Annotated in this window: 30 protein-coding genes and 1 other RNA gene; 13 read left to right on the plus strand and 18 right to left on the minus strand. The window is 70.4% G+C overall.

Annotated elements, in window-relative coordinates:
• Positions 1-28: 28 nt before the first annotated feature.
• Together BM393_RS05610 and BM393_RS05615 are read right to left on the minus strand one after the other, a co-directional pair.
• The gene (locus tag BM393_RS05610; protein WP_254783386.1) at positions 29-1624 is read right to left on the minus strand and encodes a DHA2 family efflux MFS transporter permease subunit; all 1596 of its coding nucleotides are present in this window, start codon (positions 1622-1624) and stop codon (positions 29-31) included.
• Between the two features lie 44 nt (positions 1625-1668).
• On the minus strand, positions 1669-2865 hold the full coding sequence (locus BM393_RS05615; RefSeq protein WP_091723300.1) for an HlyD family secretion protein: 1197 nt from the start codon (positions 2863-2865) through the stop codon (positions 1669-1671).
• Positions 2866-3037: 172 nt separating this feature from the next.
• On the opposite strand from BM393_RS05615, the gene BM393_RS05620 reads away from it, so the two are divergent.
• The gene (locus BM393_RS05620; RefSeq protein ID WP_091723303.1) at positions 3038-3538 is read left to right on the plus strand and encodes a helix-turn-helix domain-containing protein; all 501 of its coding nucleotides are present in this window, start codon (positions 3038-3040) and stop codon (positions 3536-3538) included.
• Positions 3539-3574: 36 nt separating this feature from the next.
• Here the strand turns inward: BM393_RS05620 and BM393_RS05625 are convergent, their stop codons facing one another.
• The 7 genes from BM393_RS05625 to ffs all read right to left on the minus strand — a co-directional run bounded on the left by BM393_RS05625 (position 3575) and on the right by ffs (position 6865).
• Positions 3575-4204 carry a LysE family translocator gene (locus BM393_RS05625; RefSeq protein WP_091723305.1) on the minus strand — a complete coding sequence of 210 codons (630 nt, stop codon included), beginning with the start codon at positions 4202-4204 and terminating at the stop codon, positions 3575-3577.
• Positions 4205-4292: 88 nt separating this feature from the next.
• Positions 4293-5123: an AraC family transcriptional regulator gene (locus BM393_RS05630; RefSeq protein ID WP_091723308.1), complete on the minus strand. Its 831-nt coding sequence runs from the start codon at positions 5121-5123 to the stop codon at positions 4293-4295.
• Entirely contained in the window at positions 5113-5586 is a 474-nt protein-coding gene (locus BM393_RS05635; protein WP_310732144.1) for a DUF1810 domain-containing protein, read from the minus strand. Before BM393_RS05635 ends, BM393_RS05630 begins: the two co-directional genes overlap by 11 nt.
• Positions 5583-5807 (minus strand): hypothetical protein, encoded by a 225-nt coding sequence (locus tag BM393_RS05640; protein ID WP_217648390.1) that lies wholly within the window; start codon positions 5805-5807, stop codon positions 5583-5585. The genes BM393_RS05635 and BM393_RS05640 overlap by 4 nt, the downstream gene beginning before the upstream one ends.
• Positions 5804-6268: a hypothetical protein gene (locus BM393_RS05645; RefSeq protein WP_091723310.1), complete on the minus strand. Its 465-nt coding sequence runs from the start codon at positions 6266-6268 to the stop codon at positions 5804-5806. The genes BM393_RS05640 and BM393_RS05645 overlap by 4 nt, the downstream gene beginning before the upstream one ends.
• A gap of 108 nt (positions 6269-6376) precedes the next feature.
• Complete coding sequence (locus BM393_RS25130) at positions 6377-6694, minus strand: hypothetical protein (RefSeq protein WP_141225237.1); 318 nt, start codon at positions 6692-6694, stop codon at positions 6377-6379.
• 73 nt (positions 6695-6767) lie between these two features.
• Positions 6768-6865: signal recognition particle sRNA small type (ffs, locus tag BM393_RS05650), an RNA gene on the minus strand.
• 283 nt (positions 6866-7148) lie between these two features.
• On the opposite strand from ffs, the gene BM393_RS05655 reads away from it, so the two are divergent.
• Positions 7149-7571 carry a hypothetical protein gene (locus BM393_RS05655; RefSeq protein WP_091723313.1) on the plus strand — a complete coding sequence of 141 codons (423 nt, stop codon included), beginning with the start codon at positions 7149-7151 and terminating at the stop codon, positions 7569-7571.
• A 32-nt stretch (positions 7572-7603) separates the two neighbouring features.
• Here BM393_RS05655 and BM393_RS05660 read toward each other — a convergent pair whose 3' ends face one another.
• Positions 7604-8389 (minus strand): class I SAM-dependent methyltransferase, encoded by a 786-nt coding sequence (locus BM393_RS05660; RefSeq protein ID WP_091723316.1) that lies wholly within the window; start codon positions 8387-8389, stop codon positions 7604-7606.
• A 69-nt stretch (positions 8390-8458) separates the two neighbouring features.
• Entirely contained in the window at positions 8459-8836 is a 378-nt protein-coding gene (locus BM393_RS05665) for a SirB2 family protein (protein ID WP_091723319.1), read from the minus strand.
• Between the two features lie 196 nt (positions 8837-9032).
• On the opposite strand from BM393_RS05665, the gene BM393_RS05670 reads away from it, so the two are divergent.
• Positions 9033-9557: a hypothetical protein gene (locus BM393_RS05670; RefSeq protein WP_183478613.1), complete on the plus strand. Its 525-nt coding sequence runs from the start codon at positions 9033-9035 to the stop codon at positions 9555-9557.
• A gap of 3 nt (positions 9558-9560) precedes the next feature.
• A complete protein-coding gene (locus BM393_RS05675; RefSeq protein ID WP_091723325.1) occupies positions 9561-9938 on the plus strand; it encodes a hypothetical protein in 378 nt (125 codons plus the stop codon).
• Positions 9939-10021: 83 nt separating this feature from the next.
• Here the strand turns inward: BM393_RS05675 and BM393_RS05680 are convergent, their stop codons facing one another.
• On the minus strand, positions 10022-11152 hold the full coding sequence (locus BM393_RS05680; RefSeq protein WP_091723328.1) for an AIR synthase-related protein: 1131 nt from the start codon (positions 11150-11152) through the stop codon (positions 10022-10024).
• Positions 11153-11258: 106 nt separating this feature from the next.
• Between BM393_RS05680 and dnaX the strand changes: the two genes are divergently transcribed.
• The 4 genes from dnaX to BM393_RS05700 all read left to right on the plus strand — a co-directional run bounded on the left by dnaX (position 11259) and on the right by BM393_RS05700 (position 14993).
• Positions 11259-13490 (plus strand): DNA polymerase III subunit gamma/tau, encoded by a 2232-nt coding sequence (gene dnaX, locus BM393_RS05685; RefSeq protein ID WP_091723330.1) that lies wholly within the window; start codon positions 11259-11261, stop codon positions 13488-13490.
• A gap of 116 nt (positions 13491-13606) precedes the next feature.
• Positions 13607-13936 (plus strand): YbaB/EbfC family nucleoid-associated protein, encoded by a 330-nt coding sequence (locus BM393_RS05690; protein ID WP_091723332.1) that lies wholly within the window; start codon positions 13607-13609, stop codon positions 13934-13936.
• Between the two features lie 10 nt (positions 13937-13946).
• Entirely contained in the window at positions 13947-14534 is a 588-nt protein-coding gene (gene recR / locus BM393_RS05695) for a recombination mediator RecR (RefSeq protein ID WP_091723335.1), read from the plus strand.
• 69 nt (positions 14535-14603) lie between these two features.
• On the plus strand, positions 14604-14993 hold the full coding sequence (locus BM393_RS05700; RefSeq protein ID WP_091723337.1) for an MAPEG family protein: 390 nt from the start codon (positions 14604-14606) through the stop codon (positions 14991-14993).
• Positions 14994-15038: 45 nt separating this feature from the next.
• On the opposite strand, the gene BM393_RS05705 is transcribed toward BM393_RS05700, so the two are convergent.
• Both BM393_RS05705 and gloB read right to left on the minus strand, forming a co-directional pair.
• Positions 15039-16784, minus strand: coding sequence for a transglycosylase SLT domain-containing protein (locus tag BM393_RS05705; protein WP_091723340.1), 1746 nt, complete (start codon positions 16782-16784; stop codon positions 15039-15041).
• 7 nt (positions 16785-16791) lie between these two features.
• On the minus strand, positions 16792-17577 hold the full coding sequence (gene gloB, locus BM393_RS05710) for a hydroxyacylglutathione hydrolase (RefSeq protein WP_091723342.1): 786 nt from the start codon (positions 17575-17577) through the stop codon (positions 16792-16794).
• 24 nt (positions 17578-17601) lie between these two features.
• On the opposite strand from gloB, the gene BM393_RS05715 reads away from it, so the two are divergent.
• From BM393_RS05715 to BM393_RS05735, 5 genes are all read left to right on the plus strand, one after another.
• Positions 17602-18549: a class I SAM-dependent methyltransferase gene (locus BM393_RS05715; protein WP_091723344.1), complete on the plus strand. Its 948-nt coding sequence runs from the start codon at positions 17602-17604 to the stop codon at positions 18547-18549.
• Between the two features lie 84 nt (positions 18550-18633).
• Positions 18634-19116: a ribonuclease HI gene (rnhA, locus tag BM393_RS05720; RefSeq protein WP_091723346.1), complete on the plus strand. Its 483-nt coding sequence runs from the start codon at positions 18634-18636 to the stop codon at positions 19114-19116.
• Between the two features lie 58 nt (positions 19117-19174).
• Entirely contained in the window at positions 19175-19696 is a 522-nt protein-coding gene (locus BM393_RS05725; RefSeq protein ID WP_091723348.1) for a deaminase, read from the plus strand.
• A gap of 127 nt (positions 19697-19823) precedes the next feature.
• Positions 19824-20126, plus strand: coding sequence for a hypothetical protein (locus BM393_RS05730; RefSeq protein ID WP_091723350.1), 303 nt, complete (start codon positions 19824-19826; stop codon positions 20124-20126).
• Positions 20127-20243: 117 nt separating this feature from the next.
• On the plus strand, positions 20244-20447 hold the full coding sequence (locus tag BM393_RS05735) for a hypothetical protein (protein ID WP_091723353.1): 204 nt from the start codon (positions 20244-20246) through the stop codon (positions 20445-20447).
• A 66-nt stretch (positions 20448-20513) separates the two neighbouring features.
• Here BM393_RS05735 and mltB read toward each other — a convergent pair whose 3' ends face one another.
• The 4 genes from mltB to BM393_RS05755 all read right to left on the minus strand — a co-directional run bounded on the left by mltB (position 20514) and on the right by BM393_RS05755 (position 25868).
• Positions 20514-21704 (minus strand): lytic murein transglycosylase B, encoded by a 1191-nt coding sequence (mltB, locus tag BM393_RS05740; RefSeq protein WP_254783219.1) that lies wholly within the window; start codon positions 21702-21704, stop codon positions 20514-20516.
• A 93-nt stretch (positions 21705-21797) separates the two neighbouring features.
• A complete protein-coding gene (locus BM393_RS05745) occupies positions 21798-23843 on the minus strand; it encodes a DUF3488 and transglutaminase-like domain-containing protein (RefSeq protein ID WP_091723358.1) in 2046 nt (681 codons plus the stop codon).
• Complete coding sequence (locus tag BM393_RS05750) at positions 23840-24880, minus strand: DUF58 domain-containing protein (RefSeq protein WP_254783220.1); 1041 nt, start codon at positions 24878-24880, stop codon at positions 23840-23842. The genes BM393_RS05745 and BM393_RS05750 overlap by 4 nt, the downstream gene beginning before the upstream one ends.
• Positions 24881-24914: 34 nt before the next feature.
• Positions 24915-25868 (minus strand): MoxR family ATPase, encoded by a 954-nt coding sequence (locus BM393_RS05755; RefSeq protein ID WP_091723361.1) that lies wholly within the window; start codon positions 25866-25868, stop codon positions 24915-24917.
• Positions 25869-25891 lie beyond the last annotated feature (23 nt).

The raw sequence follows: 25891 nt of genomic DNA on the forward strand, positions 1-25891 counted from the left end.
GCGCGAAGCGAGGGGAGGGCGTGCAAGCTCAATGGGCATCGGCGGAAGGGGCGGATGGCGGCGTGATCCTGCGCAGCAGCGGCACGAACAGCAGCGCCGCGACGAAGCAGACCATCACGAGCAGGAAGGCGTCGGAGAAGGTCATCGTCAGCGCCTCGCGGTAGGTCAGCGACCAGAGCTGGCGCAGCGCCGCGGTGGCCGCATCGCCCGAAGGCAGCAAGGACAGCGGCGCGCCGGCGGACGCGAGGAAGCCGCTCATCGCCTCGTTGCCGTCATGCAGGCGCTCGGCCAGGCGCTGGAAGTGCAGGTTGGTGCGATCGTTGAGCACCGTTGCGCAGGCCGCGATGCCGATGGCGCCGCCCAGGTTGCGCATCAGGTTGAACAGTCCCGAGGCCAGCTTGAGCCGCGCCGGCGGCAGCGCGCCGAGCGCCAGCGTCACCACCGGCGGCACGCTGAGCTGCTGCGCCATGCCGCGCAGCGCCTGCGGCAGCAGCAGCTGATGCGCGCCCCAGTCGTGCGTGATCGGCATGAACTCCCACATCGAGAGCGCGAACAGCGCCAGACCCGCGAAGAGGATCCAGCGCAGATCGAAGCGGCTGGCGAGGAAGGCATAGAGCGGGATGCTCATCACCTGGAACACGCCGGTCGAGAACACGGCCAGGCCGATGTCCAGCGCGCCGTAGCCGCGCACGCGGCCGAGGAACAGCGGCGTGAGGTAGATGGTGGCGAAGATGCCGATGCCGGTGATGAACGAGAACAGGCTGCCGAGCGCGAAGTTGCGGTCCTTGAGCGCGCGCAGGTCCACGATGGGCCGCGCGGCGGTCAGGCTGCGCGCGATGAAGGCGATGCCGGTCAGCGCGGCGGTCCAGGCGGTGATGGCGATGGTCGTGTCGCCGAACCAGTTCCAGCGCGGGCCTTCCTCGAGCGTGTACTCGAGGCAGCCCAGGAACACCGCGAGCAGCGCCATCGACAGGTAGTCGGCGCCCTTGAGCAGCGAGAGGTCGGGCTTGTCCACGCGCACCATCAGCGGCACGACGACGGTGACGACGAGGCCGGGCAGCAGGTTGATGTAGAAGAGCCACTGCCACGACAGCATGTCGGTGATCCAGCCGCCGACCACGGGCCCCAGCGTCGGCGCGAGCGAGGCGATGGCGCCGATGGTGGCCGCGGCGATGACGCGCTGCTTCCCGTCGAAGTACATGAAGGCGGTGGTGAAGACCATCGGGATCATGGAGCCGCCGAGGAAGCCCTGCAGCGCGCGGAAGGCGATCATGCTCTGGATGTTCCAGGCCAGGCCGCACAGCAGGCTGGTCAGCGTGAAGCCCAGCGCCGAGGCGGCGAACAGCCAGCGCGTGGACATCACGCTGGCGAGCCAGCCCGACAGCGGGATGACGATGATCTCGGCGATCAGGTAGCTGGTCTGGACCCAGGTCGTGTCGTCGGCGCCGGCGGAGAGGCCGCCGCCGATGTCGCGCAGCGAGGCCGAGACGATCTGGATGTCCAGCAGCGCGATGAACATGCCGATGCACATGGTCGCGAAGGCGAGCACCTTGTCGCGCGTGCTCAGCTGGGCGACGGGGATGACGTCGTTGGACCAGAAGGCGGGACGCGCGCGCGGCGGCATCGATGCCGGCGCCGACGGAGACGCGGAAGCGGCGAGCGCGGTGCTCATGGCAGGCTCGCGGTCTTGGCGGACGGGGCGGCGGTGTCTGCGGCGGTGTCGACCTCGACCACGACGGACAGTCCGGGGCGCAGCCGGCCGAGGCGATCATCCGCGGCGTCGAGCTGGATGCGCACCGGCACGCGCTGGACGATCTTGGTGAAGTTGCCGGTGGCGTTCTCGGCCGGCAGCACGCTGAACTGGGCGCCCGTCGCGGGCGCCAGGCTGCCGAGCCGCCCGTGCATCACGACGCCGGGCCAGGCGTCGGCGCGAATGCGCACGGGCTGTCCGGCCTGCATGCGGGCGAGCTGGTCTTCCTTGAAGTTGGCGTCGACCCAGAGGCCCTGCGCGGGGACGACCGACATCAGCGGCGTACCGACGCCGACATAGGTGCCCAGCCGCGCCTTGCGGTTGCCGATGTAGCCATCGCGCGGCGCGCGCAGTTCCGTGTAGCCGACGTTCAGGCGCGCGAGTTCGCGCTCGGCGCGGGCCTGGTCGAGCGCGGCCTGCGCCTGGCGCTTCTGCGTCGCGATGACGTCGAGCTGGCGCTCGGCGGCGAGTTGCTCGGCACGGGCGCGGGCGGAGCCGGCTTGCGCGGTCTTGAAGGCGGCCTCGGCGCGCTGGCTGCTTTCGACCGAGACAGCCGAGCGCCGCACCAGATCCTGATAACGCGCGAAGTCGTCGCGGGCACGCTGCTCCTCGGCGGAGGCCGCGGCGATGCCGGCGGTCGCCTTGGCGATCACCGCCTGCTGCAGCGCGGTGGCCGCGGCCAGGTTGGCGATGGCGGCCTCCTGCGCTTCGACGGCGCCGGCCGCGCGCTGCAGCGCGGCGTCGTAGTCGCGCGCGTCGATGCGGGCCAGCAGCTCGCCGGCGCGCACGAACTGGTTGTCGGTAACCGGCAGCTCGGCAATGTAGCCGCCGACCTTCGCGCCGACGACGGTGACGTCGCCGCCGACGTAGGCGTCGTCGGTCTCCTCATGGAAGCGGCCTGTGGTCCACCAGTGGGCGCCATAGGCGCCGGCCGCGAGCACGGCGGCGGTCAGCGCGGCCCACGACAGCGCGGTGCGGCCGAACGGCCCGCGCGAGCCAGCGGAGGACGCGGGAGGAAGAGAAGGAGCGGGAGGAAGAGAAGGAGCGGGAGGCGCGGGAGGAACGGGTGCCGGGGAAGCGGCCGTGGCGGTGGCGTTGGGGGAAGAGGCGGTCATGCGGAGCTCCGGCATCGAGGGCCCGCCGGGGCGGCGGGTGATGGAGCGGACTATAGGAACGTCACTTTCATGATGGAAGTGACTGGCGGTGGAATGCACTGTTCCGGATTCGTCAACTGACTTCCATGATGGAAGTCAGTGAGAATGGCGGGGCAACCCAAGGAGACCGCCGATGCGCCGCACGAGTTTCGAGGAGATGGCCTGCCCGGTGGCACGTACGGCCGACATGCTGGGTGACAGCTGGAGCGTGCTGATCCTGCGCGAAGTGTTTTATGGGCATCACCGCTTCGACGAGTTCGTGACCGAGCTCGGCATTGCGTCCAATACGCTGGCGCGGCGGCTGGCGGAGCTGGTGGATCGCGGGTTGCTGGAGAAGCGGCCCTATAGCGAGAAGCCGCCGCGCTTCGAGTACGTGCTGACGCCCAAGGGCCGCGATTTCCGGCCGGTGATGCTGACGATGCTGAACTGGGGCAACCGGCACGCGGCGCTGAAGGGCAAGCCGATGCGGCTCATCGACACGGAGACCGGCGAGCCGGTGGAGCTGCAGCTGATCGATGCCCGCACGGGCAAGGCGATCGGGCCGCAGCACAAGGTGGAGCGGCGCTCGGCCGCGCCGCGGCGCATCGAGCTGTTCGACTTCGATGGGGAAGTGAAGGACGAGGCGGGCGTGTAGCCCGGACGGCGGGATGCGCGTTCCTGGCGGGCGCCCTCAGCGCTGCACCAGCGCGAGCTTGACGCCCAGTCCCACGAAGGCGGCCGCGAAGCCGCGCCGCATCCAGCGCAGCACCGGCGGGCGGGACAGCACGCGGTCGCGCATCGCGGCGGCGAAGACGCCATAGACCGCGAACATGCCGAAGGTCATCGCCATGAAGACGAGGGACAGCTCGAGCATCAAGGGCGTCGGGCGAGGCTCGTCGTGGGCGATGAACTGCGGCAGGAAGGCGACGAAGAAGATCGACAGCTTGGGATTGAGCAGGTTCACCAGCACTGCGTGGGCGACGATCTCGCGCGCGGAGCGAGGCGGTCCGGCGGCATCGATGGCGAGCGCGCCGCGCTCGCGCAGCGACACCCAGGCCATGTAGAGCAGGTAGGCAACGCCGGCGTACTTCAGGAGGTCGAACGCGAGCGCGCTCGCATGCAGCAGCGCGGCCAGGCCGGTGATCGCGGCCAGCATGTGCGGCACGATGCCGAGGGTGCAGCCGAAGGCGGCCGCGAGCGCGGCCCGTCCGCCGCTGGACAGGCCGGCGGCGAGCGTCACCAGCGCGCCGGTGCCGGGCGAGGCCACGACGATCAGCGAGGTGACCAGGAACTCGGGATTGGAGAGCGAGGAGAAGGGCACGGCGGACCTCGATGCGATGGCTGCGGAGAGGTCATGGTCGGGCCGCGAGGGGCGGCGCGTCTTGGACGAAATTGCAGGGCCGGGCGGCTCAGCGCAGCGCGGCCGCGTAGACGCCGGGCGGGATGCCGAAGCAGCGGACGAAGTGGCGCGTGAGGTGGCTCTGATCGCAGAAGCCGCTGGCGGCGGCGGCCTCGGCCAGCGGGGTGCCCAGGCCGATGAGCCGGCGCGCGCGCTGCAGGCGGCGCTGGACGAGGTAGGCATGCGGCGGCAGGCCGGTCGCGCGGGTGAAGGCGCGCAGGAACTGGAAACGGCTCAGGCCGGCCTCGCGGGCGAGGTCGGCCAGGCTCGCCGGGGAGGCGAGCTCGTCATCGAGGCGGGTGCGGGCGGCGGCGATGCCGGAAGGGAGCGCGGTCGACGCTGGCGCGCGGGGATGGAGCAGGCTCTGGAGCAGCAGCACGAGCGCGGAGTCGGCGCGCAGCGTGTCGGTCGCGGCGGCGGGCTCCGAGGTCGTTGCGAGGAAGAGCGCCTCGAAGCGGGTGGCGATGCGGGCGTCGTGGAGGGCGGGGTGGTGGAACTCGACGTCGCGTGCGGGGTGGTCCTCGGCGATGTCGGCCAGGAGGTCCATCACCAGTTCCGGCGAGAGATAGAGCATGCGCCAGGCGCGCCCGTGGTCGCCGATGGGCAGGCCATCGTGGACCTCGCCCGGGTTGACGGTGATGAGGTCGCCCGGGCCGGCTTCGACGATGCCGCGGCCGCTGGCGGACTTCTGCGCGCCGCGATCGATCAGGCCGATGCCGAACTCGTCATGGATGTGGCGGGAGAAGGCGCGCGAGGTGTCGGCGCGGACGATGTCGACGCCAGGGATCGGGCAGGGGAGGCGGGTGAAGGCGCCGCCGCGCGGGGCGGAGTCAGTGGCCATCGAGGAGTTCCAGCGTGCGCGGGTCGGGCTGGCCATCGTAGAAGCGGTCGAGGGCTTCGACGAAGACGGCGTCGTTGTCGGAGGCGCGCGCGAAGAGCGTCAGCGAGGAGCGGAACTTCAGGGCGTCGACCTGGCCGAGGATCTGCTCGGCGGATCGGGTGCGGTGGGAGTTCATCAGCGTCACGCATTCGCGAAGACGCGGGCCGAGGACCGGGTGGGCCAGAAAAGCGGCGGCTTCGTCGAGGGATTCGATGCCGTAGAACTGGGCTGTGCTGCTGAGACCCAGGCCGCGGAGCTGCGGGAAGAAGTACCACATCCAGTGGCTGACCTTGCGACCGCGCTTGAGCTCGCCGAGGACGTCGGCGAGTTGAGGAGACTGGGCGGTGAGGAAGCGGTCGAGGTCGAAAGGCGCAGGCATGAGGGGGTGCGGTAGCGCGGAGCGGTCACCGTCGACGCTGATCATTCGCCGGGAAGCAGCTTCTCCAAGGGGAATCCGATTTCTTCCTCGTTCTGCTTGTATTCCTTCTTGAGAAATTCGAAGAACTGCGTGAGGTACACGTAGTGTTCCTCGTGATCCGAACGGTCTCGGATCGTCTCGCTGCGAAGCAGTCCTTCCTGGTACAGCACCGCGTCGCGCACCGCAGTCACAAGCAGGGCCGCGTACGGATTTGGGATTGTGATCATGCGGCTTCCTTGATGGCATTCACAGCGAGTTGATTCAAGAGCATCTTGAACTGCTCCAGGGGCATGTCATGCGCGGGAGCGATGGTGTAGTGGGTGGCGCCCAGGCGCGGGTTGAAATTGTCTTTCACGATCGCCAACCCGTTGGGCAGCACGGTGCCGGCAGAAATTCGATAGTACGACCAGTCCTTTCCAGAGGGCACTCCGGCCTTGTCGAAGGTGCTGATGCCTCGGGGACTCCTCGCCACGGTGACCCACTTGCTGCCACCGCGGTTCACGATGTCGATGTCCGGCGGACGAAGGCGTCCAGCCGAGTAGACGACTACCTCTTCAATGAGGTCGAACAGGCCGCCACCCTTTTTGGCGTGAAGGCCTCGCCAAAGATTCACCGGCACCTTGCCGTCGAAGTAGTTGTGGTCCTCCCCTAAGGAACGAAGCACATCCTTCAAGGTGGTAACGCTCATCTGTTGCTCCCAGCACGGCTGAAGGAACAGTGTGGGCGGGATGGCGTGGCTCCCGAAGTGACCTAAGTCCTTCGCGTGGCGAAGCCGCAGGGGCGCTTGAAGGGGCGTCTATTTCTGTGATGCGACGCCCGCGAGCAACTCATGGCATCGCCGTTGCACGTCGTCCGATGGCAGAGAGTCGAGCAGCTGGGCTTCCGTGCTCGCCGCGTGGGTGAGTGACGGAGGTTGCGGACCGCTCATCCCCTTTTTTCTGGCGGAAACTGCACCCTGCTCAAGCGCAGCGGCGTTGATTGCGCGCCATTTGGAATAGGCGTCACGCAAAGGCGCGGCCATGTCGGGGAAGTGGGCAGAGCAAACCGGGGCCTTCGCTTCGAAGTGCACGGCTTGAATGTGAAGCTCGAGGGCTTGGTGGTCCGTGAACGGCATGGCACCGAGGCTTGTCACCAGAGTGGAGGGCCAGGCCCGGATCCCGCAGGAATACTGGGGAAAAGTAAAGAAGGTTGACGAGCCTTACCCTCGGCACTGGTCACAACGGTTAGGGCTGCTTGGTTCCCCACCTGACCCGGTTGGCCGCGCTTCCATGCGAGGAGGCCCGTCAGCGGCGGATTCTAGCCGAGCTTTCCGAGCCCTCCGGCCGCGCGCTCCCCCTGCGTGCATCTCCGCACGCCACGCGTGCGAACACCGCCACCCCTGGGTCGACGTGCCCTGCGGGCCTGTGGTTAAATCCGCCCCGGACCTCGCGGGACGCGCTCCCGCCCAGGCCATCGCCGATTTACCAACTACTTGCGGGCGATTCACAAATGCGGCTAAAGCGTTGCGGCTCCGACTGCCCCCGGGCCGGCAAACGCCGGTGATCTCTGTGGGCTCTCGGAGTTTTTTCATGTCCGCTCGTCTGGCTCAGTTCGATTCGCTGCTGACCCGCCGCCGTGCCGCTCACGGCACCACCGCACCCACCCAGCCGCTGCGCACGCTGCGCGACCCCTGGGGCGAGCCGGTCGCCGAGTTCTCCCGCTTCCCCTCCGACCTCGAGCTGCTCAAGGCCGCCCATCGCCTGCAAGGCGACGACTGGATCGGCCCACTCGCCGACGACGCCCACGCCCAGCGCCTGAATGCCGCCTGGCGCCTCGCGTTGCTGCGCGCCGATCGCCACGGTCAGGCTCGCGTGTCGCGTGAGGTCGGCCCGCAATGGATCAGCGCCCCTCACGCCGCGCGCCCCGGCGAACGTCCCGCCGAGCTGCGCCGCGCGCTCCAGGCCGCGGCCGTCCGTCAGCTCTGGCAGTCGGGCTGGAAGCTGGTCGGCTGATCCGCCACGCAAGCGGAGCGCTCGCCACGCCGTCACGCCGACGGGAGCCGCTCCGACAACCAGGCCTCGGTCGCGTAAGGGAAGGCGATCGTCGGCGCTCTCAGTTCGGCGAAGCGATCCCGCAGCGCCCGCAGCCGCTGCGCGACAACGTGCTGCTCGGGCTCCGGCAGCGACGCGATGAAGCTCACCGACAGGATCCGATCGATCACGACCTGATCGAAAGTCCCCACGTGGCTGTGCGGCAGCACCGTCCGCTGCAGCGGCCCGAACAGCGACTGCCCCTCGAAAGGCTGCTTCCACGTCCCCTTGTAGAAGCGCGGCGCATCGCCCTCATAGGGGGTGATGATCTCGGTGATCGCGGCGACCCAGTCGCGGGACTCATCCCTCACGTTCCACACCAGCCCCAACCGCCCACCCGGCCGCAGCACGCGATGCATCTCGCGCAGCGCCTGCGCGTTCGCGAACCAGTGGAAGGACTGTGCGCAGACGACCACGTCCGCCGCGCCATCCTCCAGCGGGATCGCCTCCGCCGTGCCGCCGAGCGCCCGCACGTCAGGCAGGCTTTCCGCGAGCCGCGCCCGCATCGCGTCGACCGGCTCGACCGCCGTGACCGCCGCCCCCGTGCGCGCCAGCAGCTTCGTGAACTTGCCGGTCCCCGGGCCGAGATCGACGACGCGCGCGCCCTCGCGGGCGCCCAGCGTCGCGTCCAGCCATTCGGCGAGCGCTTCCGGATACTCCGGGCGGCCACGCTGGTAGCTGTCCGAGGCGCTGGTGTAGCCGCGCTGCGCGGCGTCGTGGATGGGGCGGGTGGAGGTCATTTGCCCATGCTACGCCCGGCATGGCTCGTGGACGTCAAGGGCCTGTGGGCGCCGCGTGCGCGCGCTGGCTCAGAGCCCGAGCAAGACCTGGCGCGTCATCGACACCGCCATGACGTAGCCGAGCGCGACCAGCGCCAGCAGATAACCGACCACGCGGAACTCTCCGCGTCCGATGCCCCAGTGCCCGAGTGCGAAGTACGCGCCGAGCGCGATGAACTTCGCCGTCATCCAGGGCTCGTAGCGCGGGTCGTGGTGCATCGCGCCCCAGAGGCTCAGTCCGGACACCACGATCAGCACATGGCTGCTGAACACGAGCGTGCGCAGCCGCTCGTCCATCACCCACGCCGCGCCGAATTGATGCGCCAGCCCCCGCACCAGGAACAGTCCGACGCTGCACCACGCGAGCAGCGCATGCATCTCGACCATCGGGCCATAGAACCAGTCCATGAGCGCGGAGCTTCGTCACCCGGGCGGGGGATGTCAATCCGGGGAACGCGGGGCAGGGCCCAAGAGGCCAGGCGGCTTCCCTCGAAGGTGGGCCCGCTTCAACCCCCGCCAGGAACCACTTTGAGTCATGGCAGGACGCGCCGCGATTTCGAGAATGGGCGCCTTCCATCGACGTGGGTCGGTGAGTCGAAAGGTCGTGAAGATGATTGATCAAGTGGAATGCAAGCCGAGCGGTGTGCTGGCCGCGTCGGGCAGGGAGGCGGAGTGGCCACACTACCGCTGGGTGAGGGTCGACAGCAAGGCCCAGCCGCCCTACAAGTTTCATCCGTGCCTCAATCCCTGCGCGCCGTCCGAATGGCCCTACGACTTGCAGGCGCTGCGCGGCACGGAGGATTGGAGCGACATCATCGAATGGTTCTTGTCGAGGCATCCCGCCGTACCCCGCGAAGACGTACGGCACTTCGAAGAGGAGCTGATTCGGTGTTCACGAGGCCGTCAGATCAGCGTGGAGATCAGGCGGGATCCGGAGCTGGCCACACTGGATCTGCTGTTCACGCTCTGGGGTTTCGCGGAGGGCGAGTTCTGCTTCGAGTCCATTGAGATCAAGACCATGAGCAGGGTTTGGTTTGCCGTCCCCGCGTTGCGCTCGCTCATGGGAACCGTCGGACTCGATGCAAGGCGTGGAGCCTTCGAGGATCGGCGGGACATGTGGAAGAGGTGACGCATGCATCGATTCGATCCGGACGAGTTTTTGGAGGTGGCGGAGCACCTGAGCTCTCGGCAAAGCGAGGGCAGCATGCGAAGCGCGGCTTCACGCGCGTACTACGGCGTGTTCATCCTGGCGCGTGAGTTGGCCGTCATTGGCGACAAGGGGAGCGAAGTGCATCTGCGCACCCGGCACCATTACGAACAAGCCGGTGAAAGGCTGATCGCGGAGGGCCTTGAATACTTGAGGCGACGCCGAAACATCGCGGACTATTTGACTGAGCGGATCTTCTCTCAGCAGGACTCGCGTGACGTTTTGAAGCGCTCAAGGCACGTGCGTGCCGCCCTGAGGATCTTTGCCGGGCGGCGAAAGCACGCTCACGCAGCGGGAGGCTGAATGCCAGGATTCATTCGGCGAGAAGGTAGGAGCGAAAAAAAAGGCGCCTCAGCGCCTTTCATTGCCTCCAGACCTGGCCTCGCTCAGCGCAGCTGCAGGTCGTCGTCACCGAAGCGGATGTCCAGCGGCTCGATCAGCAACTGCTTCTCACCGTCCTCGACGCGGCCGGCGTCCCACGCCTCGATACCGCAGGACTTGGCGATCTCCACCACCTTCGCCGCCTGGTCCGCCTTCACGAAGATCGCGAAACCCGCGCCCATGTTCAGCGTCGAATAGGCCTCGCGGTCGTCCTGCTGCGCGTGCTCCTGCATGAACTTCAGCACCGGCGTCACCGGCGGCACCGTGTGGATGCGGTAAGTGAACTTGCCGGGATGCCGCAGCAGCTTGCGCCAGCCGTGGCCCGTGATGTTCGCGCAGTAGTGCGGCGTGATGCCGGCCTTGTACAGCGCCTCGGTCACCGGCGAGTACAGCGTCGTCGGCGCCAGCAGCGCGTCACCGTAGCTCAGGCTCGGCTGGACTTCCGTCAGGTAGCCCTGGGGCAGGCGCTCGGTCAGTTTGCGCGCCAGGCTCAGGCCGTTGGCGTGGATGCCGGACGAGGCCAGCAGCACGATCGCGTCGCCCGCGCCCAGCTTGTCGCCGACCGACAGCCGTTCCTTCGGGTTGATCAGGCCGGTGCAGGAGGCCGCCAGATCGATGCGGCCGCCTTCCACGATGCCCGCCAGCGCCGGCGTCTCGCCGCCGCCCCAGGCCACCTGGCAGACGTCGCAGGCCTTCTTCCAGCCCGCCACCAGCGCCTGCGCGCGCTGCGCGTCGCCGAACCAGTCCGAGCCGCCCGCGGCCCAATAGGCCTGCACCACCAGCGGCGTCGCGCCCACCGTGATCAGGTCGTTCACCGCCATCGCGATCGTGTCCTGCGCGATGCCGTCGTAGTAGCTCTTGCCGGTGAGCGTCGCCATCTCATCCGCGACCAGGGTCTTCGTGCCCAGGCATTCGACGATCGAGGCGATGTAGAACGGCCCCACGTCCACGACATACGCCGACTCGCCCCGCGAGGCCTTCACCTCGGTGAACCCGTGCGCGCTCATGTGGACGGCCGTGGCCGCCGCGGCGCGCTGGGCGCTGATCTTCAGCGGGTCGATCAGGTCGTAATTGACGCCGGCCTGTTCGTAGCTCAGCGTGCCGGAGGAAGGATCGTGCGGGGCGTGGGTGCTCATGGCGGCGGATTATCCGTCAGCGCCGCGCGGGCCTCCTGACAAACCCGGACGCCGCCCGCCCGGCGGCGCGCCGGCGGGCGAGTGCGCCCCCGTAGAATGCCCCGCCATGAGTTACCAGGTCCTCGCACGCAAATACCGCTCCCGCACCTTCGAGGAGCTGATGGGTCAGGAACACGTCGTGCAGGCCCTGGCCAACGCGCTGACGCAGCAGCGCCTGCATCACGCCTACCTGTTCACCGGCACGCGCGGCGTGGGCAAGACCTCGGTGTCGCGGATCCTGGCCAAGTCGCTGAACTGCATCGGCCCGGACGGCACCGGCGGCATCACCGCCCATCCCTGCAACGTCTGCGACGCCTGCCGCGACATCGACGCCGGCCGCTTCGTCGACTACGTCGAGCTCGACGCCGCCTCCAACCGCGGCGTCGAGGAAATTTCCCAGCTGCTGGACCAGGCCGTCTACAAGCCGGTCGTCGGGCGCTTCAAGGTCTACATGATCGACGAAGTGCACATGCTCTCGAACACCGCCTTCAACGCGATGCTGAAGACGCTGGAGGAGCCGCCCGAGTACCTGAAGTTCGTCCTCGCGACGACCGACCCGCAGAAGGTCCCCGTGACCGTGCTGTCGCGCTGCCTGCAATTCAACCTGCGCCCGATGGCGCCGCAGACGGTGCTGGAGCACCTGACGCGCGTGCTGGGCAACGAGAACGTCCCGAACGAACCCGGTGCGCTGCGCCTGCTGGCGCGCGCGGCGCGCGGCTCGATGCGCGACGCGCTGTCGCTGACCGACCAGGCCATCGCCTTCGGCTCGGGCGAGCTCAAGGAAGCCGGCGTGCGCCAGATGCTGGGCAGCGTCGATCGCGGCCATGTGCTGGGCATCCTGAACGCGCTGATCGCGGGCGACGGCGCCGCGCTGGTCGGCGCCTCGGACCGGCTGCGCGACATGGGCCTGTCGGCGGGCGGCACGCTCGAGGACCTGGCGGTGGCGCTGCAGCACCTGGCCGTCGCGCAGGCGGCGCCGGGGGCGCTCGACGCGGGCGATCCCGACCTGGCCGAGCTGCTGCCGCTGGCCAGCCAGTTGCCGCCCGACGAGATCCAGCTGATGTACAGCATGGCGCTGCACGGCCGTCAGGAACTGCCGCTGGCGCCGGACGAGTACGCCGGGCTGACGATGGTGCTGCTGCGGATGATGGCGTTCCGGCCGAACGGGCAGGGCGCTCGACAGCCGTCGGCGCCGGAGGGCAGCGCCGCGGCGCGGACCGTGCCCGCTCCGGCGCCGGTAGCGAGTGCGGCGCCGGTGGCCCGTCCGCCGGTGAGCGCGGCGCCTTTCCAGGCGGAACCGGTGCGTGCGCCGGAGATGCCGGCTCCGGCTCCCGCCGTGCCGCGCGTGGCGGAAGCCGCCGCGCCGGCACCCGACCCTGAGCCTGAGCCGGCGCCAGCCCCCGAATCCGCGTCGGCGCCGGAACCCACGCCCACACCGCAGCTCACAACGGCCCCCGAGCCCGAGCCGGAATCTCAGCCGGTCACCGCGGCGCCCGAACCCATCGCCGCTGCGCCGGTGCCGCAACCCGCGCCTGCCCCCGCGCCGGAACCCGCGCCAGCTCCCGCGCCCATGGCCGCTCCCGCGCAGGAGGCGCCTCGCGCGCCGGCGCCGTCCGGTCCCTTGCGCGCCGCGCCGGCGGGCGCTCCGGCGACGCGCTTCAGCGACCGGCTGCGCCCGCGTGCGGCGCCGCTGGCGGCCGCCAAGGCCGATGCCGACGCCGAGGAGCCGGAAGACCTGTCCCCGCCGCACGACGACGACGGCCCTCCGCCCTGGATGGACGTGCCGCCGCCGTCGGACGAGGAAGCCTCGCTCGGCATGTCGATGCCGGACATGGACGATCCGATGCCCGACAACGCCGGCGACGGCATCTACGTCTCGACCGCGATCGAGGAAGTGGTGCTGGTCCCCACCGCGCTGGGCGAGCGCTGGCACGCGCTCGCGCCGCAGCTGGGCCTGAACGCGCTGGCGCGCGAGCTGGCGCTGCAGGCCGAATGCCTGGAGATCGACGAGGCCGCCGAGCCACAGCGCTGGCGTTTCCGCGTCGAGCGCGAGTCGCTGCGCCAGCCCGGCCTGCAGGAGAAGCTGCAGGCGGCGCTGACGGCGCTGACCGGCAAGCCGGCGCGCGTCGAGATCGAGGCGGGGCGCGCCTCCGACTCGCCGGCGCTGCGCGACACGCTGGCGGTGCGCGCCCGCCAGCGGCAGGCCGAGGCCATCATCCTCGAGGACCCGGAAGTCCAGCAGCTGCTCGCGCAGTTCAAGACGGCGCGCATCCTGCCGGGCTCGATCAAGCCGGCCTGACCGGCGCCGCGGCCGATCCGGCGCTGGGCGACAATCCCGCCCATCGCATCGACCTCCGGGTCGCGTCCCCGGTCGGCCATCCACCGCACCATTGAATCTCTGAATAAGGAATCACGATCATGATGAAGGGTCAACTCGCCGGCCTGATGAAGCAGGCGCAAGCGATGCAGGACAACCTGAAGAAGGCGCAGGACGAACTCGGCAACATCGAGGTCGAAGGCCAGTCCGGCGCCGGCCTGGTGAAGGTCACGATGACCTGCAAGCATGACGTCAAGCGCGTCGCCATCGATCCCAGCCTGCTGGCAGACGACAAGGACATGCTGGAGGACCTCGTCGCCGCCGCGTTCAACGACGCCGTGCGCCGTGCCGAGCAGGTCAGCTCCGAGAAGATGTCCAAGCTGACCGCCGGCATGCCGCTGCCCCCGGGCATGAAGTTCCCGTTCTGATCGGACGACGGTGACCGCGCTCGACCAGTTGATCGAGGCCTTGCGGCGCCTGCCCGGCGTGGGCCAGAAGTCGGCCCAGCGCATGGCCTACCACCTGCTGCAGCACGACCGCGCCGGCGCCGACGCGCTGGCCCGCGCGCTGCAGGACGCGGCGCGCAACGTGCGCCACTGCGAGCGCTGCCACACCTTCAGCGAGACGCCGCTGTGCGCCATCTGCTCGGACCGTCACCGCGACGCGCGGCTGCTGTGCGTGGTCGAGTCGCCGGCCGACCAGGCCGCGATGGAGCGCACCGCGTCCTACTTCGGCTACTACTTCGTGCTGCAGGGCCGGATCAGCCCGCTGGACGGCGTGTCCACCCGCGAGATCGGCGTGGACCAACTGCTCGAGCGGGCCACCGACGGCCAGGTGGAGGAGGTCATCCTCGCCACCAGCTTCACCGCCGAGGGAGAGGCCACCGCCCACGTGCTGGCCGAGGCGCTGCGCGCGCGCGGCCTGCGCAGCACCCGGCTGGCGCGCGGCGTGCCGGTCGGCAGCGAGCTGGAGTACGTGGACCTGGGCACGATCGCGCATGCGCTGGTGGACCGGCGCTCCACCTGACCGACCGCCGCGGCCGGCCGCGCCCGCGTCGCGGCATCCATCCAACGCCACGCCCGGGGAGGGCACTCGATGACCATCGCCAACCATTGCCTGATCGTCGCCTGCCTGCTGCCGCTGCTGTGCGCCTGGGTGGCGAAGTCCAAGGGCATCGGCAAGCGCCGCCGTGACGGTGGCTTCGACAACCACGACCCGCGCGCCTGGCTCGGCCGTCAGACCGGCTGGCAGGCCCGCGCCAACGCGGCGCAGGCCAACAGCTTCGAGGCGCTGCCGCTGTTTATCGCCGGCGTGCTGGCGGCGCAGCAGATGCAGCACGACCAGGGCCGCATCGACGCGCTGGCGCTGTCCTTCATCGCGGTGCGCCTGGTCTACATCGCGCTGTACATCGCCGATCGGCCGACGCTGCGCAGCGCGGCCTGGGCCATCGGCGTGGCCTTGTCGATCGGGCTGTTCTTCGCCTGACGCCGCGCGCTGCCTTCCTCGCCTCGTGAGGCGGAGAGGGCCGACTCAGCGCAGCGCGGTCTTGGTCGACACGGTGCGGGCGCCCTTGCCGTCGCCGCTGGCGACCTTGGCGCTGCGGGTCTTGGCGCCGGCCTTGGCCTTGCCGGAGGCGGTCGACGCCACCTTGGTGACCTTGCCCGACTTGGCCGACGCCTTCGAATTGCCGGACGGTTCCACCGAAGCCAGCGTCTGGCCCTCGCGCACGTAGACGACGATCTGCTGGCCCGGCTTGAAGGTGGCCTTGGTGCTGACGCGGTTCCACTGCGCCAGCTGCGTCGTGCCCAGGCGATGGCGGCGCGCGACGCTCGCCACCGTGTCGCCCTTGTTCGCCTTCAGCGTCACGCGGCGCATCGGCGGCACGTCGGGCGCGAAGCCGATGCGGGCGTTGTCGGCCAGGTGCTCGGAGACGTCCTGGTCGCGCGACGCGGTGCGCGGCACCAGCAGCGTCGAGCCCTTGGTCACCAGCATGCGCGCCGGGATGCGGTTGATCTCGCGCAGGCCGGTCTCGCTCATGCCAACCTGCTTGGCGGCTTCTGCCGGCTTCATCGTGCGGGGCACGACCCAGGCGGTCCACGACGCCAGCGGCCCGCGATGCTTCTCGAGGTTGGTCACGAAGGTGCTGGCGTTGTCGTAGGGCAGCAGCAGCTGGCCGCTGCTGGCCGCCAGGATCACCGGCTTGTTCATCGACGGGTTGAACTGGCGGAAGGTCTCCTCGTCCAGCTCCGCCAACTGCGCGGCGCGGGTCACGTCGATGTCGCGGTCGATGTTGACCGACAGGAAGTAGGGGTGGTTCGCCACCGCGGGCAGCTCCAGTCCATAGGCCGACGGGCGCATCACGATGTTCTTCACCGCCTGCAGCTTGGGCAGGTAGTAGCGCGTCTCGTCGGGCATGCGCAGGCTTTCGTAGTCGATCGGCAGCCCGGCCTTCTGGTTGCGCGCCACCGCCTTGCTGACGTTGCCCTGGCCCCAGTTGTAGGCGGCCAGCGCCAGTTGCCAGTCGCCGTCGAACAGCTTGTTCAGGCGCTGCAGGTAGTCCAGCGCCGCCTTGGTCGAGGCCAGCACGTCGCGGCGGTCGTCGCGGAAGATGTTCTGCTTGAGGTCGAAGTCCCGGCCGGTGGCGGGCATGAACTGCCACATGCCGACGGCCTTGGCGCTGGACTGCGCATCGTTGCGGAAGGCGCTCTCGACGAAGGGCAGCAGCGCCAGCTCCATCGGCATGCCGCGCTTCTCGACTTCCTCGACCACGTGGTACAGGTACAGGCTGCCGCGGCCGGTCATGCGCGCGACGTAGTCGGGCCGGCTGCTGTACCAGTCCTCGGCCTTGCGGACCAGGTCGTTGTCGAGCTCGGGCATCGCCATGCCGGCGCGCATCCGCGCCCACAGGTCGACGTGGGTCTTCGGCGCGTCGAGGTCGACCTTCTGGCCGGGGTTCATCGTGTCCTCGAGCAGCACGTCGAGCTTCTCTTCCGGCGCGGTGGCCACGCTCGCCACCGGCGTCGCGGGCGAGGGCACGGCCGAGGCGGCCGCCTCGACCGCCTGCACCGTCTGCTGCGCCACCGCCTGCGCGTCCTGGTTGTCGGCGGGCGCGACCGGGCGGTTGGCGCAGGCGGCCAGCACCAGCGGCAGCAGCGCGGCGAGCAGCGTCAGCGCCGGACGTGTCGAAGTGGTGGGGGAGGGGGAAGCGGCGGCCGCGCGGTCCGCGGAGCGGGAGGAACGAAGCAGCGGGAAGGACGGGGTCGGGTGTCGATGCATCGGGGTCTCAGCGAAAGTCGTTCTTCCATCGGCGCAGCCCGGCCAGGACCGAGACCGGCTCCGCGGTGACGCTCGGGTCATGGCGCTGCGCGGCCGCGCGGACCTCGGCGTGCTCGCAGCGCAGGAAGGGGTTGATCTGGAGCTCCACCGCGATGGTGGAGGGCAGGGTGGGCAGCGACTGCTCGCGCCGGGCCAGACACCAGGCCTCGTGGCGCGCGACCGCCTCGTTCTGGGGCTCGACTGTGCGAGCAAATCGCAGATTCGACAAGGTGTACTCGTGCGCGCAGCAGACCCGGGTTTCTCCGGGCAGCGCGGCCAGCTTCGCCAGCGAGGCCTGCATCTGCGCCGGCGTGCCCTCGAAGAGCCGGCCGCAGCCGGCGGAGAACAGCGTGTCGCCGCAGAACAGGAGGGGCGCGTCGCCGTCGGCCGGATGCTTCAGCACGAAAGCGATGTGACCGGCGGTGTGGCCCGGCACGTCCAGCACCTCGAAGACCTGGCCGAGCAGCTCGACGCGGTCGCCCTCGCGCAGCGGCACGACCGGAACCGGCATGGTTTCGGTGGCGGGACCCCAGACTTGTGCGCCTTGCGCCAGCAGCGGCAGCAATTCACGCAGGCCGCCGACGTGATCGCCGTGGTGATGCGTCACTAGAATGCCCTGCAGGTCCAGGCCGAGCGCGCGCAGCGCCTCCTTCACCGGCGCGGCGTCGCCCGGATCGACCACCAGGGCCGACCGGCCGTCATGCAGCAGCCAGAGGTAGTTGTCTGTGAAGGCGGGAACGGCGACCAGGTTCATGCAGGCAAGGGGATCGGGTTCCAGATGAAGACGCGGGGCCAGGACGAGGACACCGACGCGAAGGCGCCGATTGTAGAGGCGCAGGTCCGGCCGGACGCTGCCGCGGCGGAGCTCGCGCACTGGCTGCGCACGCCGGCCGGGCGCTACCTGCTGGCCTGGGAACAGCGCTTCATCGACGCCGCCGTGATCGACTGGTTCGGCTATCACGCGCTGCAGCTGGGTTTCCCGGAACTGCACGGCCTGCGCACCAACCGCATGACGAACCGGTGGCTCGCGCTGGACCATCGGCCGTTCGAGGACGCCGTCGCCGGGCCGCCGCGGCCCTCGCTGATGGCGCATCCGCTGGAATACCAGCCCGAACCGCAGGCCGAGCCCGCGCCGGGCCTGGGCGGTGCGGGCCGCGCGGCGATCTTCTGCGAGTTCGACGCGCTCCCGTTCGAGGCCAACAGCCTGGACCTGGTGCTGCTGCCCCACACGCTGGAGCAGGCGGTCGATCCCCACCGCTGCCTGCGCGAGGTCGAGCGGGTGCTGCGGCCCGAGGGCCGGGTGGTGATCCTGGGCCTGAACCCCGCCAGCCTCTGGGCCGTGAGGCAGAATCTCGCCCGCGTCAACGGCCGGCTGCTGAGCCGCGCGCCACGCCTCTACCTGCCGGAGGAGCGCGAATACATCGGCTACTGGCGGCTGCGCGACTGGTTGCGGCTGCTGTCGTTCGAGGTCGAGCGCGCGCAGTTCGGCTGCTATCGACCGCCGCTGCTGAGCGATCCCTGGCTGGCGCGCTGGCAGTGGATCGAGAAGCCCGGCGGCAAGTGGTGGACGGTGCTGGGCGCGCTGTACGGCGTCATCGCGGTCAAGCGCGTGCACGGCATGCGGCTGATCGGGCTGGCGCGCGGCAAGAAGCGCGTCGCCAAGGCCGCGCCAGCGGTCGCCGCCGTCCACCATCATCACCATCGCGACGACGTCGAGGTCGACTGAGCCTCGACGCGTCGCACGCCCGGACCCGGCCCGCCGCCGTGTCCGGTCCGCATTCTTCACCTTCCCTGTTGCTCCGCTCCGTTCATGACCGATACCACTCCCGCCGCCGCGCCCGCCGCGCCGAAGATCGCCAAGCCCAGCGTCGTCATCTACACCGACGGCGCCTGCAAGGGCAACCCGGGTCCGGGCGGGTGGGGCGCCTGGCTCAAGAGCGGCGACCACGAGAAGGAGCTGTTCGGCGGCGAGCGCAACACCACCAACAACCGCATGGAGCTGACGGCGGTGATCGAGGCGCTGAGCTCGCTCAAGCGCAGCTGCAACATCGTGATCTACACGGACAGCGAGTACGTGCGCAAGGGCATGACGGAGTGGATCTCCGGCTGGCAGCGCCGCGGCTGGAAGACCGCCGACGGCAAGCCGGTGAAGAACGCCGAGCTGTGGCAGCGCCTGGACGCGCTGCGCAAGCTGCACACGGTGGAGTGGCGCTGGGTCAAGGGTCATGCCGGCGACCCCGGCAACGAGCGCGCGGACGCGCTGGCCAACAAGGGCGTCGGCGTCGCGAGGTAAGTCGCGGCCGCCCACTACACTCCTGCGCCTGTCCCCGACCTTCGCCTCTGCCTTCACCATGGACAACCATCCGCTGATCGACTGGCATTCGATGTTCATGGGCGTGGCCCTGCTGGCCAGCGCCCGCTCCAAGGACAGCCGCAAGCGCAACGGCGCCTGCATCGCGAGCGGGGACTACAAGATCGTCGGGGTCGGCTACAACGGCCTGCCGCGCGGCTGCGACGACAACGACCCGGCCTACTGGTCCGATGACGACGCCGATCCCGCCAACTCGCGCCACAGCTACATCGTCCACGCCGAGGTCAACGCGATCCTCAACTGCGTCGTGCTGCCGCTGACCGGCAGCACCATCTACACGACGCAGTACCCCTGCCCGCGCTGCGTGCAGTCCATCATCCAGGTCGGCATCCAGCGCGTGGTCTACCTGGAGAAGAAGGACCATCAGGTCGGGCTCAACGCGGCCTCGGCCAAGATGCTGACCGACGCCCGCATCGACGTGCTGGCGCTCAACGAGCTGGACGTGCCCGCCGCCGCCTGGTGCACCGAGCTGTCGGGCTTCATCGCCCGGCCCCGTCGCTGATCGACGCCGGCCGGCCGCGCGGCGATCGCAGGAACTGGGCCGGATTTCCCCCGCTTTTCCCGCTCAAGTTCCGGGCGGTGCGATCCATCATCCTGTCCACGCCGACATGAATCGCTCCGAGGCCGCCATGCACACCCCCATCCCCCCGCACCTGATGCCCGAAACCGCCCAGGCTCCCTGGGGACTGGTGCCGGATCTCGGCCTGACGGTGGCCGGGACCGCGAGCATGGACGAGCTGCTGACGCTGCAGGACCTGATGGCCGACCACGGCCTGACGCTGCAGCCGACCCGCATGCTCTACGACCGCCTCTATGCGCTGGAGCGCCTGTCCACGGCCCATGCGCGCGGCGATGCCCGGCTGCAGGCGGTCGCGCAGGACCTGTTCGACGCCTACCAGCGTCGCGGCGAGTGGATCGGCCTGGTGCACTGAGCACGCCGTCTCCGCAGGATCGAACACAGAAGGCGCCCGCGAGGCGCCTTTGTCGTTCCTGCGCGTGGGGCCTTCCACACCGTGGCTAAGATCGATCGCCCACTTCAGGAGGAAACCATGAATGCTCCGCGCATTTCCAGTGACTTCCCGCCCGGCCTGCACGGCGGGCTCGAGCATGACGACGAGGACCATCGCGTCGGCGAGACCGGCCAGAAAGGGCCGGAAGGCGACGGCGACATCGACCGCGCCCACCACGAGCAGCGCGACTCCGGCGATCACGCCGAGCGCCCGCGGACCAAGCCACCGATTCCGGGGCGCTGACCTCTGGCCGCCAATCCCTGGTTGTTGATCTCGGCCGTTAATACCGGCGTTGCAGCCGGCCGTTGATCAGCTGGCGCTGGCCGGCGCCGACGCGGGCGTCGGGCCGGTCGCCTTGCGCCAGCTCGCCAGGGTGTTGGCGAACTCGATGACCGCCATCGCGTAATAGCTGCTCTGGTTGTAGCGGGTCACCGTGTAGAAGTTCTGGGTGCCCGCGACGTACACCGGCGCGGCGCCGCCCATCTGCAGCTCGATCAGCGCCAGCGGCCCGTTGTGCGCGCGTCCCTGCGGCGACAGCTGCGCGCCGACCGATTCGAACTGCCGCGCATCGAGCTGCGGCAGCACGTCGCTGATCAGCAGCTGGGCGCGGGCCGCGGTGTCATTGGGCACCTGCACCTCGTAATGCGTCGGCATGCCGCGCTGCCAGCCGTGCTCGCGCAGGAAATTGGCCACCGAGCCGATCGCGTCGACCGGGCTGTTGATCAGGTCCACATGGCCGTCGCCATCGAAGTCGATCGCGAAGCGCCGCCAGCTGCCCGGCATGAACTGGCCCCAGCCCATCGCGCCGGCGTACGAACCCTTCATCGCCATCGGATCCAGGCCGTTCTCGCGCGCCAGGATCAGGAACTGGCGCAGCTCCTCGCGGAAGAAGGGGCTGCGGTCGCGCGCGCCGGGCGGCAGCGGCGAGGGGTAGTCGAAGCTCAGCGTCGCCAGCGCGTCCAGCACGCGGAAGCCGCCCATGATCCGGCCGTAGAAGGTCTCCACGCCGATCACCGACGCGATCATTTCCGCCGGCACGCCATAGGACGCCTCCGCGCGCGCGAGCGCCGCCTCGTGCGTCGCCCAGAAGGCCAGCCCGGCTTGCAGCCGCTGCGGCTCGACGAAGCGCTGACGGTAGGCGCCCCAGTCCTTCGCCTGTCCCGGCGGCCCCGGCAGGATCAGCCGCTGCACCGCCGGCTGCGGACGCGCCAGCGCCAGGATCGCGCGCAGTTCCTCGCGCCGGTAGCCGAGCGACTCCGCCTGCGCGTCGGCGAAGGCCATGACGTCGTCGCGGTCGCCATAGGCTGGCGGCGGCGCGGGCTTGCGCGCCGGCTTCTTCACGGCGGACTTCGGCTTCGCGGCCGGGTGCGGCTTGTGGGCCGTCTCCGCCAGCGCCGGCGCGGCGGCCAGGCCGGTCATCAGCGGTGCGGCGGCCATCGAGGCCTGGAGCAGGGAACGGAGGAAGACGCGGCGGGGCGTGGAGCGGCGGACAGCGGTCATGCGGGACTACGGCGGAGGCGGCGGTAATGGCGGAGATGGCGGATGCGGGCCGGCGAGCGGCGGTGCAGCGTCAAGCACATGGAAGAGGAGGGCTCAGCGGGCCAGCGCCTGACGGAGGTCGGCGCACAGGGCCGCGAACTGGCGCTGCCATTGTGACGTGGCGGCGGCGAGGTCCTGCCGGTAGCGCTGCGCTTCCAATTGCAACAGCGCGGCCGCGACCGTCTCGGCCGGCGCCCCATGGCGCTCGACCAGCGCCGCGGCCCAGCGGCGCGGGGTCTCGTCGTCGCGGGTGGCCAGGCCGAGGCGATCGAGTTCGCGCCGCACCCGGGCGCGTTGACGCGACCAGGGATCGTGCGGCCGCCGGTGCCAGGCCGCCAGGCCAGCGCCGACCAGGGCCGCCAGCGCCATCAGGCCGCCGGCGACCTGGCCCAGCGCGGTCCAGTCCGGATTCTCGAAACCCAGGCGCTTGAGCAGGCTCATCTGCTCGCCGGTGGAGAAGTTCAGCACCGTCTGCTGCCAGCGGTTGTTCAAGCGCTCCCAGGCGGTGCGCAGCTCCGTCAGCAGGCCCGGGCGGAGCTGCTCCAGTGCGCCGGAGAACACGCCCGGCGACGGCCGCAGCGGCCGGCCCTGGATGCGATCAGGCGACACCGCCGCGGTCGGATCGGCGCGCTGCCAGCCGCCGGCGGCGGTCCAGAACTCGGCCCAGGCGTGGGCCTGGCTCATGCGCACGACCAGGTCGCCGTCCTGCAGCTGCGGGTCCGCGCCCTGGAAGCCGGTGACCACGCGGGCCGGCACGCCCGCCGCCCGCATCAGCACGACGTAGGCCGAGGCGAAGTGCTCGCAGAAACCGAGCTTGCGGTCGAACCAGAACTCGTCGATCGCATGGGGACTGGTCTCGCCATAGACGCCGGGGCTGAGGGTGTAGCCGAAGCCGTCGCGCCGGATGCGGGTCAGCAGCTCCCGGTTCACGGCGAGCGCGCGGGCGTCGTCGTCCAGCGTCGCGAAACGCTCCTGCAGCGAGGCGCCGAGCGCCCGCGCGCGCGGATTCAGGCCGGGCGGCAGGCTCAGCGCCTCGAGGCGATCGGCGCGGCCGAGGCGGGTGCCCCATTGCGCGCGCGGCCAGGCCTCGTGCCGGAAGCGCAGCGTCTCCGCGAACGGCAGCGCGACCTGCCACTGGCCTTGCGGCGAGCGCGTCGCCGCCAGGCGCCCGACCGGGATCCGGTCCCCGGTGACGCCGGGGCTGAACTCCAGCAGCGGGATCGCGGTGACGCGCAGCGGCTCGATCGTGGCCTGGTAGCGGAAGACCGGGCCGTCCAGCGTCGGCGCGGCCTCGTGGCCGACCCAGGTCACCCGCGAAGCGGTCCACTGCTGGCCGTCGAAGCGCGTCAGCACCTGCGCCCGGAAGTACAGTTGCGGCTGCGCCGGCGGTGCGCCGTCGAAGCGCAGCCGCATCGCGATCGTGTCGTCGGTGGCGACTTCGGCGAAGGCGCCGAAGCTCATCGTGTCCGACAGCCCGGTGCGCGCGCCCGAGTCCTTGGGCAGTCCCCACAGCGGCGGGAAACGCGGGAACAGCACGAACAGCGCCACCATCACCGGCAGGCCGATCAGCGTGTTGCGCGCCGCGATGCGCGCCGCCAGCCGCAGGCTCGGCACGCCCTGCGGCATCTGCGCCAGCACCAGCGCCGACAGCAAGGCCCAGACGCAGCCGATCATCCACACCGCGATCAGCGGCGACTGCGAATACAGGAACTGGGTCAGCACCAGGAAGAAGCCGAGGAAGAACACGACGAAGGCGTCGCGCCGGGCGCGCAGTTCCAGCGTCTTCAGCGCCATCAGCATCGCCAGCATGGTGATGCCGGCCTCGCGTCCGAGGATGGTCTTGTGGGTGGCCAGGGTCAGGCCGATGACCACCGCCAGCACCGCCAGCAGGCTCCAGCGACCGGGCAGCGCCTCGCTGCGCCAGGCCAGCCGCGCGCGCCAGCCCAGCATCAGCGCGGTCAAGGCGCTGCACCACCAGGGCAGGTGGCCGGCATGCGGCAGCAGCACGGCGGAAATGATCGCCAGCAGGAAGAGCGTGTCGCGCGCCTCGCGCGGCAGCGGGCTACGGCGGCCTGCCGCCAGGGTCGGGGCGGCGCTCATGGCTGCTCCTGCGCCAGCGCCAGCGCTTCCATGCAGTCGCGGAAATGCTCCGGCCCGAGGTCGGGCGCCAGCGAGACGCCGCGCAGGCGCAGGCCGTAGGGCAGGCCTTCCTCCTCGGCGCGCAGCACCCACGCGGCCAGGCGGGAGACGCGCTGCTCAAAGGGCAGGCCGCGCGTCGCCGCCAGGTCCAGCCACTGCTCGCTGGCGCGGCTGCCCAGGCGCTCGCGCACGAGCAGGGCCGCGCCGGCGCCGCTGCCGCCGGGGGGCTGCGGCTGGGCCAGCGCCAGCGCCGACTTCTTCCACAGGATCTGCCGCGGCGAGTCGCCATGCCGGTAGGGCCGCAGCCCCGGATCGTCGCCCAGCCCGGGCTGGCCCTGGCCCTGCGGCAGGCCTTCCTCGACGGCGGCGGCGGGCGGCGCTTCCAGCTCGGGCGCCGGATAGACCCAGGCCTGCGCGGCCGGCCGCCAGTAGCTCCAGGTCACGAACAGCCCGAAGGGGAATTGCGATTCGATGCGCAGCCGCGGCAGCGCATGCCGGCCGCGGGTCGGGAAGCTCAGTTGCAGCTGCAGCTGCGCATGGCCCTGCGCGGGCACGTCGGCGAAGGCGCTATCGGCGGATTTGGCGTCGGGCAGCCGCACGCCGACGCCGAAGCGCGCCGCCGAGGGGTTGTGCAGCCGGATGTCCAGCGCCAGCGGCTGGCCCGCGTAGGTCGGCGGCGGCGTCTTCAGGTCCAGCTTCAGGCCGCGCAGGTTGGCGTGGGTCGCATTCATCGACGCCATGCCGGCGCCGGCCAGCACGAAGGTCAGCAGGTAGCCCAGGCTCAACTGGTCGTTGATCGACGCCAGCAGCAGCACCAGCAGGGTGACGACGAAGGCGGCGCCCGGGCGGCTGGGCAGGATGTAGAGGTTGCGCTGCGTCAGCGCGGTCGTGTCGCTGGCCGGGTGGCGGGCCTGCCACCACGCGTCCCAGCGCCGCTGCCACGGCCAGCGCAGGGCCGGCGGTTTCAGCGAGGGCAGCTTCCAGGCGGGCACGCGCACGGCGGTCTCCGGTCGGGCGGTCGCGAGGCCGCGCTCAGGGCAGCGGCACGGCGGCCATCATCGCGCGCACCTGCTCGCGGGCGCCGCGCGCGCTGCCGCCACGGGGGCGCAGCCGGTGCGCGATGGTCTGCGGCAGGATCGCCTGCACATCGTCCGGCGAGACATAGTCGCGGCCGCTCAGCAGCGCCTTGGCGCGCGCGGCGCGCAGCAGCGCGAGGCCCGCGCGCGGGCTCAGGCCTTCCTGGAACCACTCGCCGGAGCGCGTCGCCTCCAGCAGCGCCTGCAGGTAGTCCAGCAGCGCCGGCGAGACGTGGATGCGCAGCACCTCGCGCTGCAGCGCGCGCAGCTGTTCCGGCGTCATCACCGGCTTGAGCGTGCGCAGCTGCTCGCGGCTGTCCTCGCCCATCAGCAGTTCGCGCTCGGCCTGGCGGTCGGGATAGCCCAGGCTGATGCACATCAGGAAGCGGTCCAGCTGCGACTCCGGCAGCGGGTGCGTGCCGAGCTGCTCGCTCGGGTTCTGCGTCGCGATGACGAAGAAGGGTTGCGGCAGCGGATGGGTCGTGCCGTCCACGCTGACCTGGTATTCCTCCATCGCCTCCAGCAGCGCGCTCTGCGTCTTGGGGCCGGCGCGGTTGATCTCGTCGGCCAGCAGCACCTGGCTGAAGACCGGGCCGGGGTGAAACTGGAAGGCGCTGCCGCCGACGCCCTGCGCCCCGGGCTGGTAGATGTTGACGCCCAGCAGGTCGGACGGCATCAGGTCCGTCGTGAACTGGACGCGGGAGAAGCGCAGGCCCAGCGAGATCGCCAGCACATGCGCCAGCGTGGTCTTGCCCACGCCGGGCAGGTCCTCGATGAGCAGGTGGCCGCCGGCCAGCAGGCAGGCCAGGCAGTCTTCCGTCTGTGCCTGTTTGCCCTTGATGATCGTGCTAATCTGCCGCCGCAGGTCGGCCAGCGGTTGGGAGGCGAGGGTCGGGGCGTCGGAGCTCATCGACGCACGATATCTCAGAATCC

This window comes from Mitsuaria sp. PDC51 (assembly GCF_900113225.1).
Classification (GTDB): Bacteria; Pseudomonadota; Gammaproteobacteria; order Burkholderiales; family Burkholderiaceae_C; genus Roseateles.

Coding starts and splice junctions, on each gene's coding strand:
- BM393_RS05620 (WP_091723303.1), top strand. CDS start 3,038: ATGCGCCGCACGAGTTTCGAGGAGATGGCCTGCCCGGTGGCACGTACG.
- BM393_RS05665 (WP_091723319.1), bottom strand. CDS start 8,836: ATGGACTGGTTCTATGGCCCGATGGTCGAGATGCATGCGCTGCTCGCG.
- BM393_RS05675 (WP_091723325.1), top strand. CDS start 9,561: ATGCATCGATTCGATCCGGACGAGTTTTTGGAGGTGGCGGAGCACCTG.
- BM393_RS05680 (WP_091723328.1), bottom strand. CDS start 11,152: ATGAGCACCCACGCCCCGCACGATCCTTCCTCCGGCACGCTGAGCTAC.
- rnhA (WP_091723346.1), top strand. CDS start 18,634: ATGACCGATACCACTCCCGCCGCCGCGCCCGCCGCGCCGAAGATCGCC.
- BM393_RS05755 (WP_091723361.1), bottom strand. CDS start 25,868: ATGAGCTCCGACGCCCCGACCCTCGCCTCCCAACCGCTGGCCGACCTG.
- BM393_RS05645 (WP_091723310.1), bottom strand. CDS start 6,268: ATGAGCGTTACCACCTTGAAGGATGTGCTTCGTTCCTTAGGGGAGGAC.
- BM393_RS05725 (WP_091723348.1), top strand. CDS start 19,175: ATGGACAACCATCCGCTGATCGACTGGCATTCGATGTTCATGGGCGTG.
- BM393_RS05610 (WP_254783386.1), bottom strand. CDS start 1,624: ATGCCGCCGCGCGCGCGTCCCGCCTTCTGGTCCAACGACGTCATCCCC.
- BM393_RS05660 (WP_091723316.1), bottom strand. CDS start 8,389: ATGACCTCCACCCGCCCCATCCACGACGCCGCGCAGCGCGGCTACACC.
- BM393_RS05640 (WP_217648390.1), bottom strand. CDS start 5,807: ATGATCACAATCCCAAATCCGTACGCGGCCCTGCTTGTGACTGCGGTG.
- BM393_RS05615 (WP_091723300.1), bottom strand. CDS start 2,865: ATGACCGCCTCTTCCCCCAACGCCACCGCCACGGCCGCTTCCCCGGCA.
- BM393_RS05655 (WP_091723313.1), top strand. CDS start 7,149: ATGTCCGCTCGTCTGGCTCAGTTCGATTCGCTGCTGACCCGCCGCCGT.
- BM393_RS05705 (WP_091723340.1), bottom strand. CDS start 16,784: ATGCATCGACACCCGACCCCGTCCTTCCCGCTGCTTCGTTCCTCCCGC.
- BM393_RS05745 (WP_091723358.1), bottom strand. CDS start 23,843: ATGAGCGCCGCCCCGACCCTGGCGGCAGGCCGCCGTAGCCCGCTGCCG.
- mltB (WP_254783219.1), bottom strand. CDS start 21,704: ATGACCGCTGTCCGCCGCTCCACGCCCCGCCGCGTCTTCCTCCGTTCC.
- gloB (WP_091723342.1), bottom strand. CDS start 17,577: ATGAACCTGGTCGCCGTTCCCGCCTTCACAGACAACTACCTCTGGCTG.
- BM393_RS05735 (WP_091723353.1), top strand. CDS start 20,244: ATGAATGCTCCGCGCATTTCCAGTGACTTCCCGCCCGGCCTGCACGGC.
- BM393_RS05635 (WP_310732144.1), bottom strand. CDS start 5,586: ATGATCAGCGTCGACGGTGACCGCTCCGCGCTACCGCACCCCCTCATG.
- BM393_RS05715 (WP_091723344.1), top strand. CDS start 17,602: ATGAAGACGCGGGGCCAGGACGAGGACACCGACGCGAAGGCGCCGATT.
- dnaX (WP_091723330.1), top strand. CDS start 11,259: ATGAGTTACCAGGTCCTCGCACGCAAATACCGCTCCCGCACCTTCGAG.
- BM393_RS05730 (WP_091723350.1), top strand. CDS start 19,824: ATGCACACCCCCATCCCCCCGCACCTGATGCCCGAAACCGCCCAGGCT.
- BM393_RS25130 (WP_141225237.1), bottom strand. CDS start 6,694: ATGCCGTTCACGGACCACCAAGCCCTCGAGCTTCACATTCAAGCCGTG.
- BM393_RS05700 (WP_091723337.1), top strand. CDS start 14,604: ATGACCATCGCCAACCATTGCCTGATCGTCGCCTGCCTGCTGCCGCTG.
- BM393_RS05630 (WP_091723308.1), bottom strand. CDS start 5,123: ATGGCCACTGACTCCGCCCCGCGCGGCGGCGCCTTCACCCGCCTCCCC.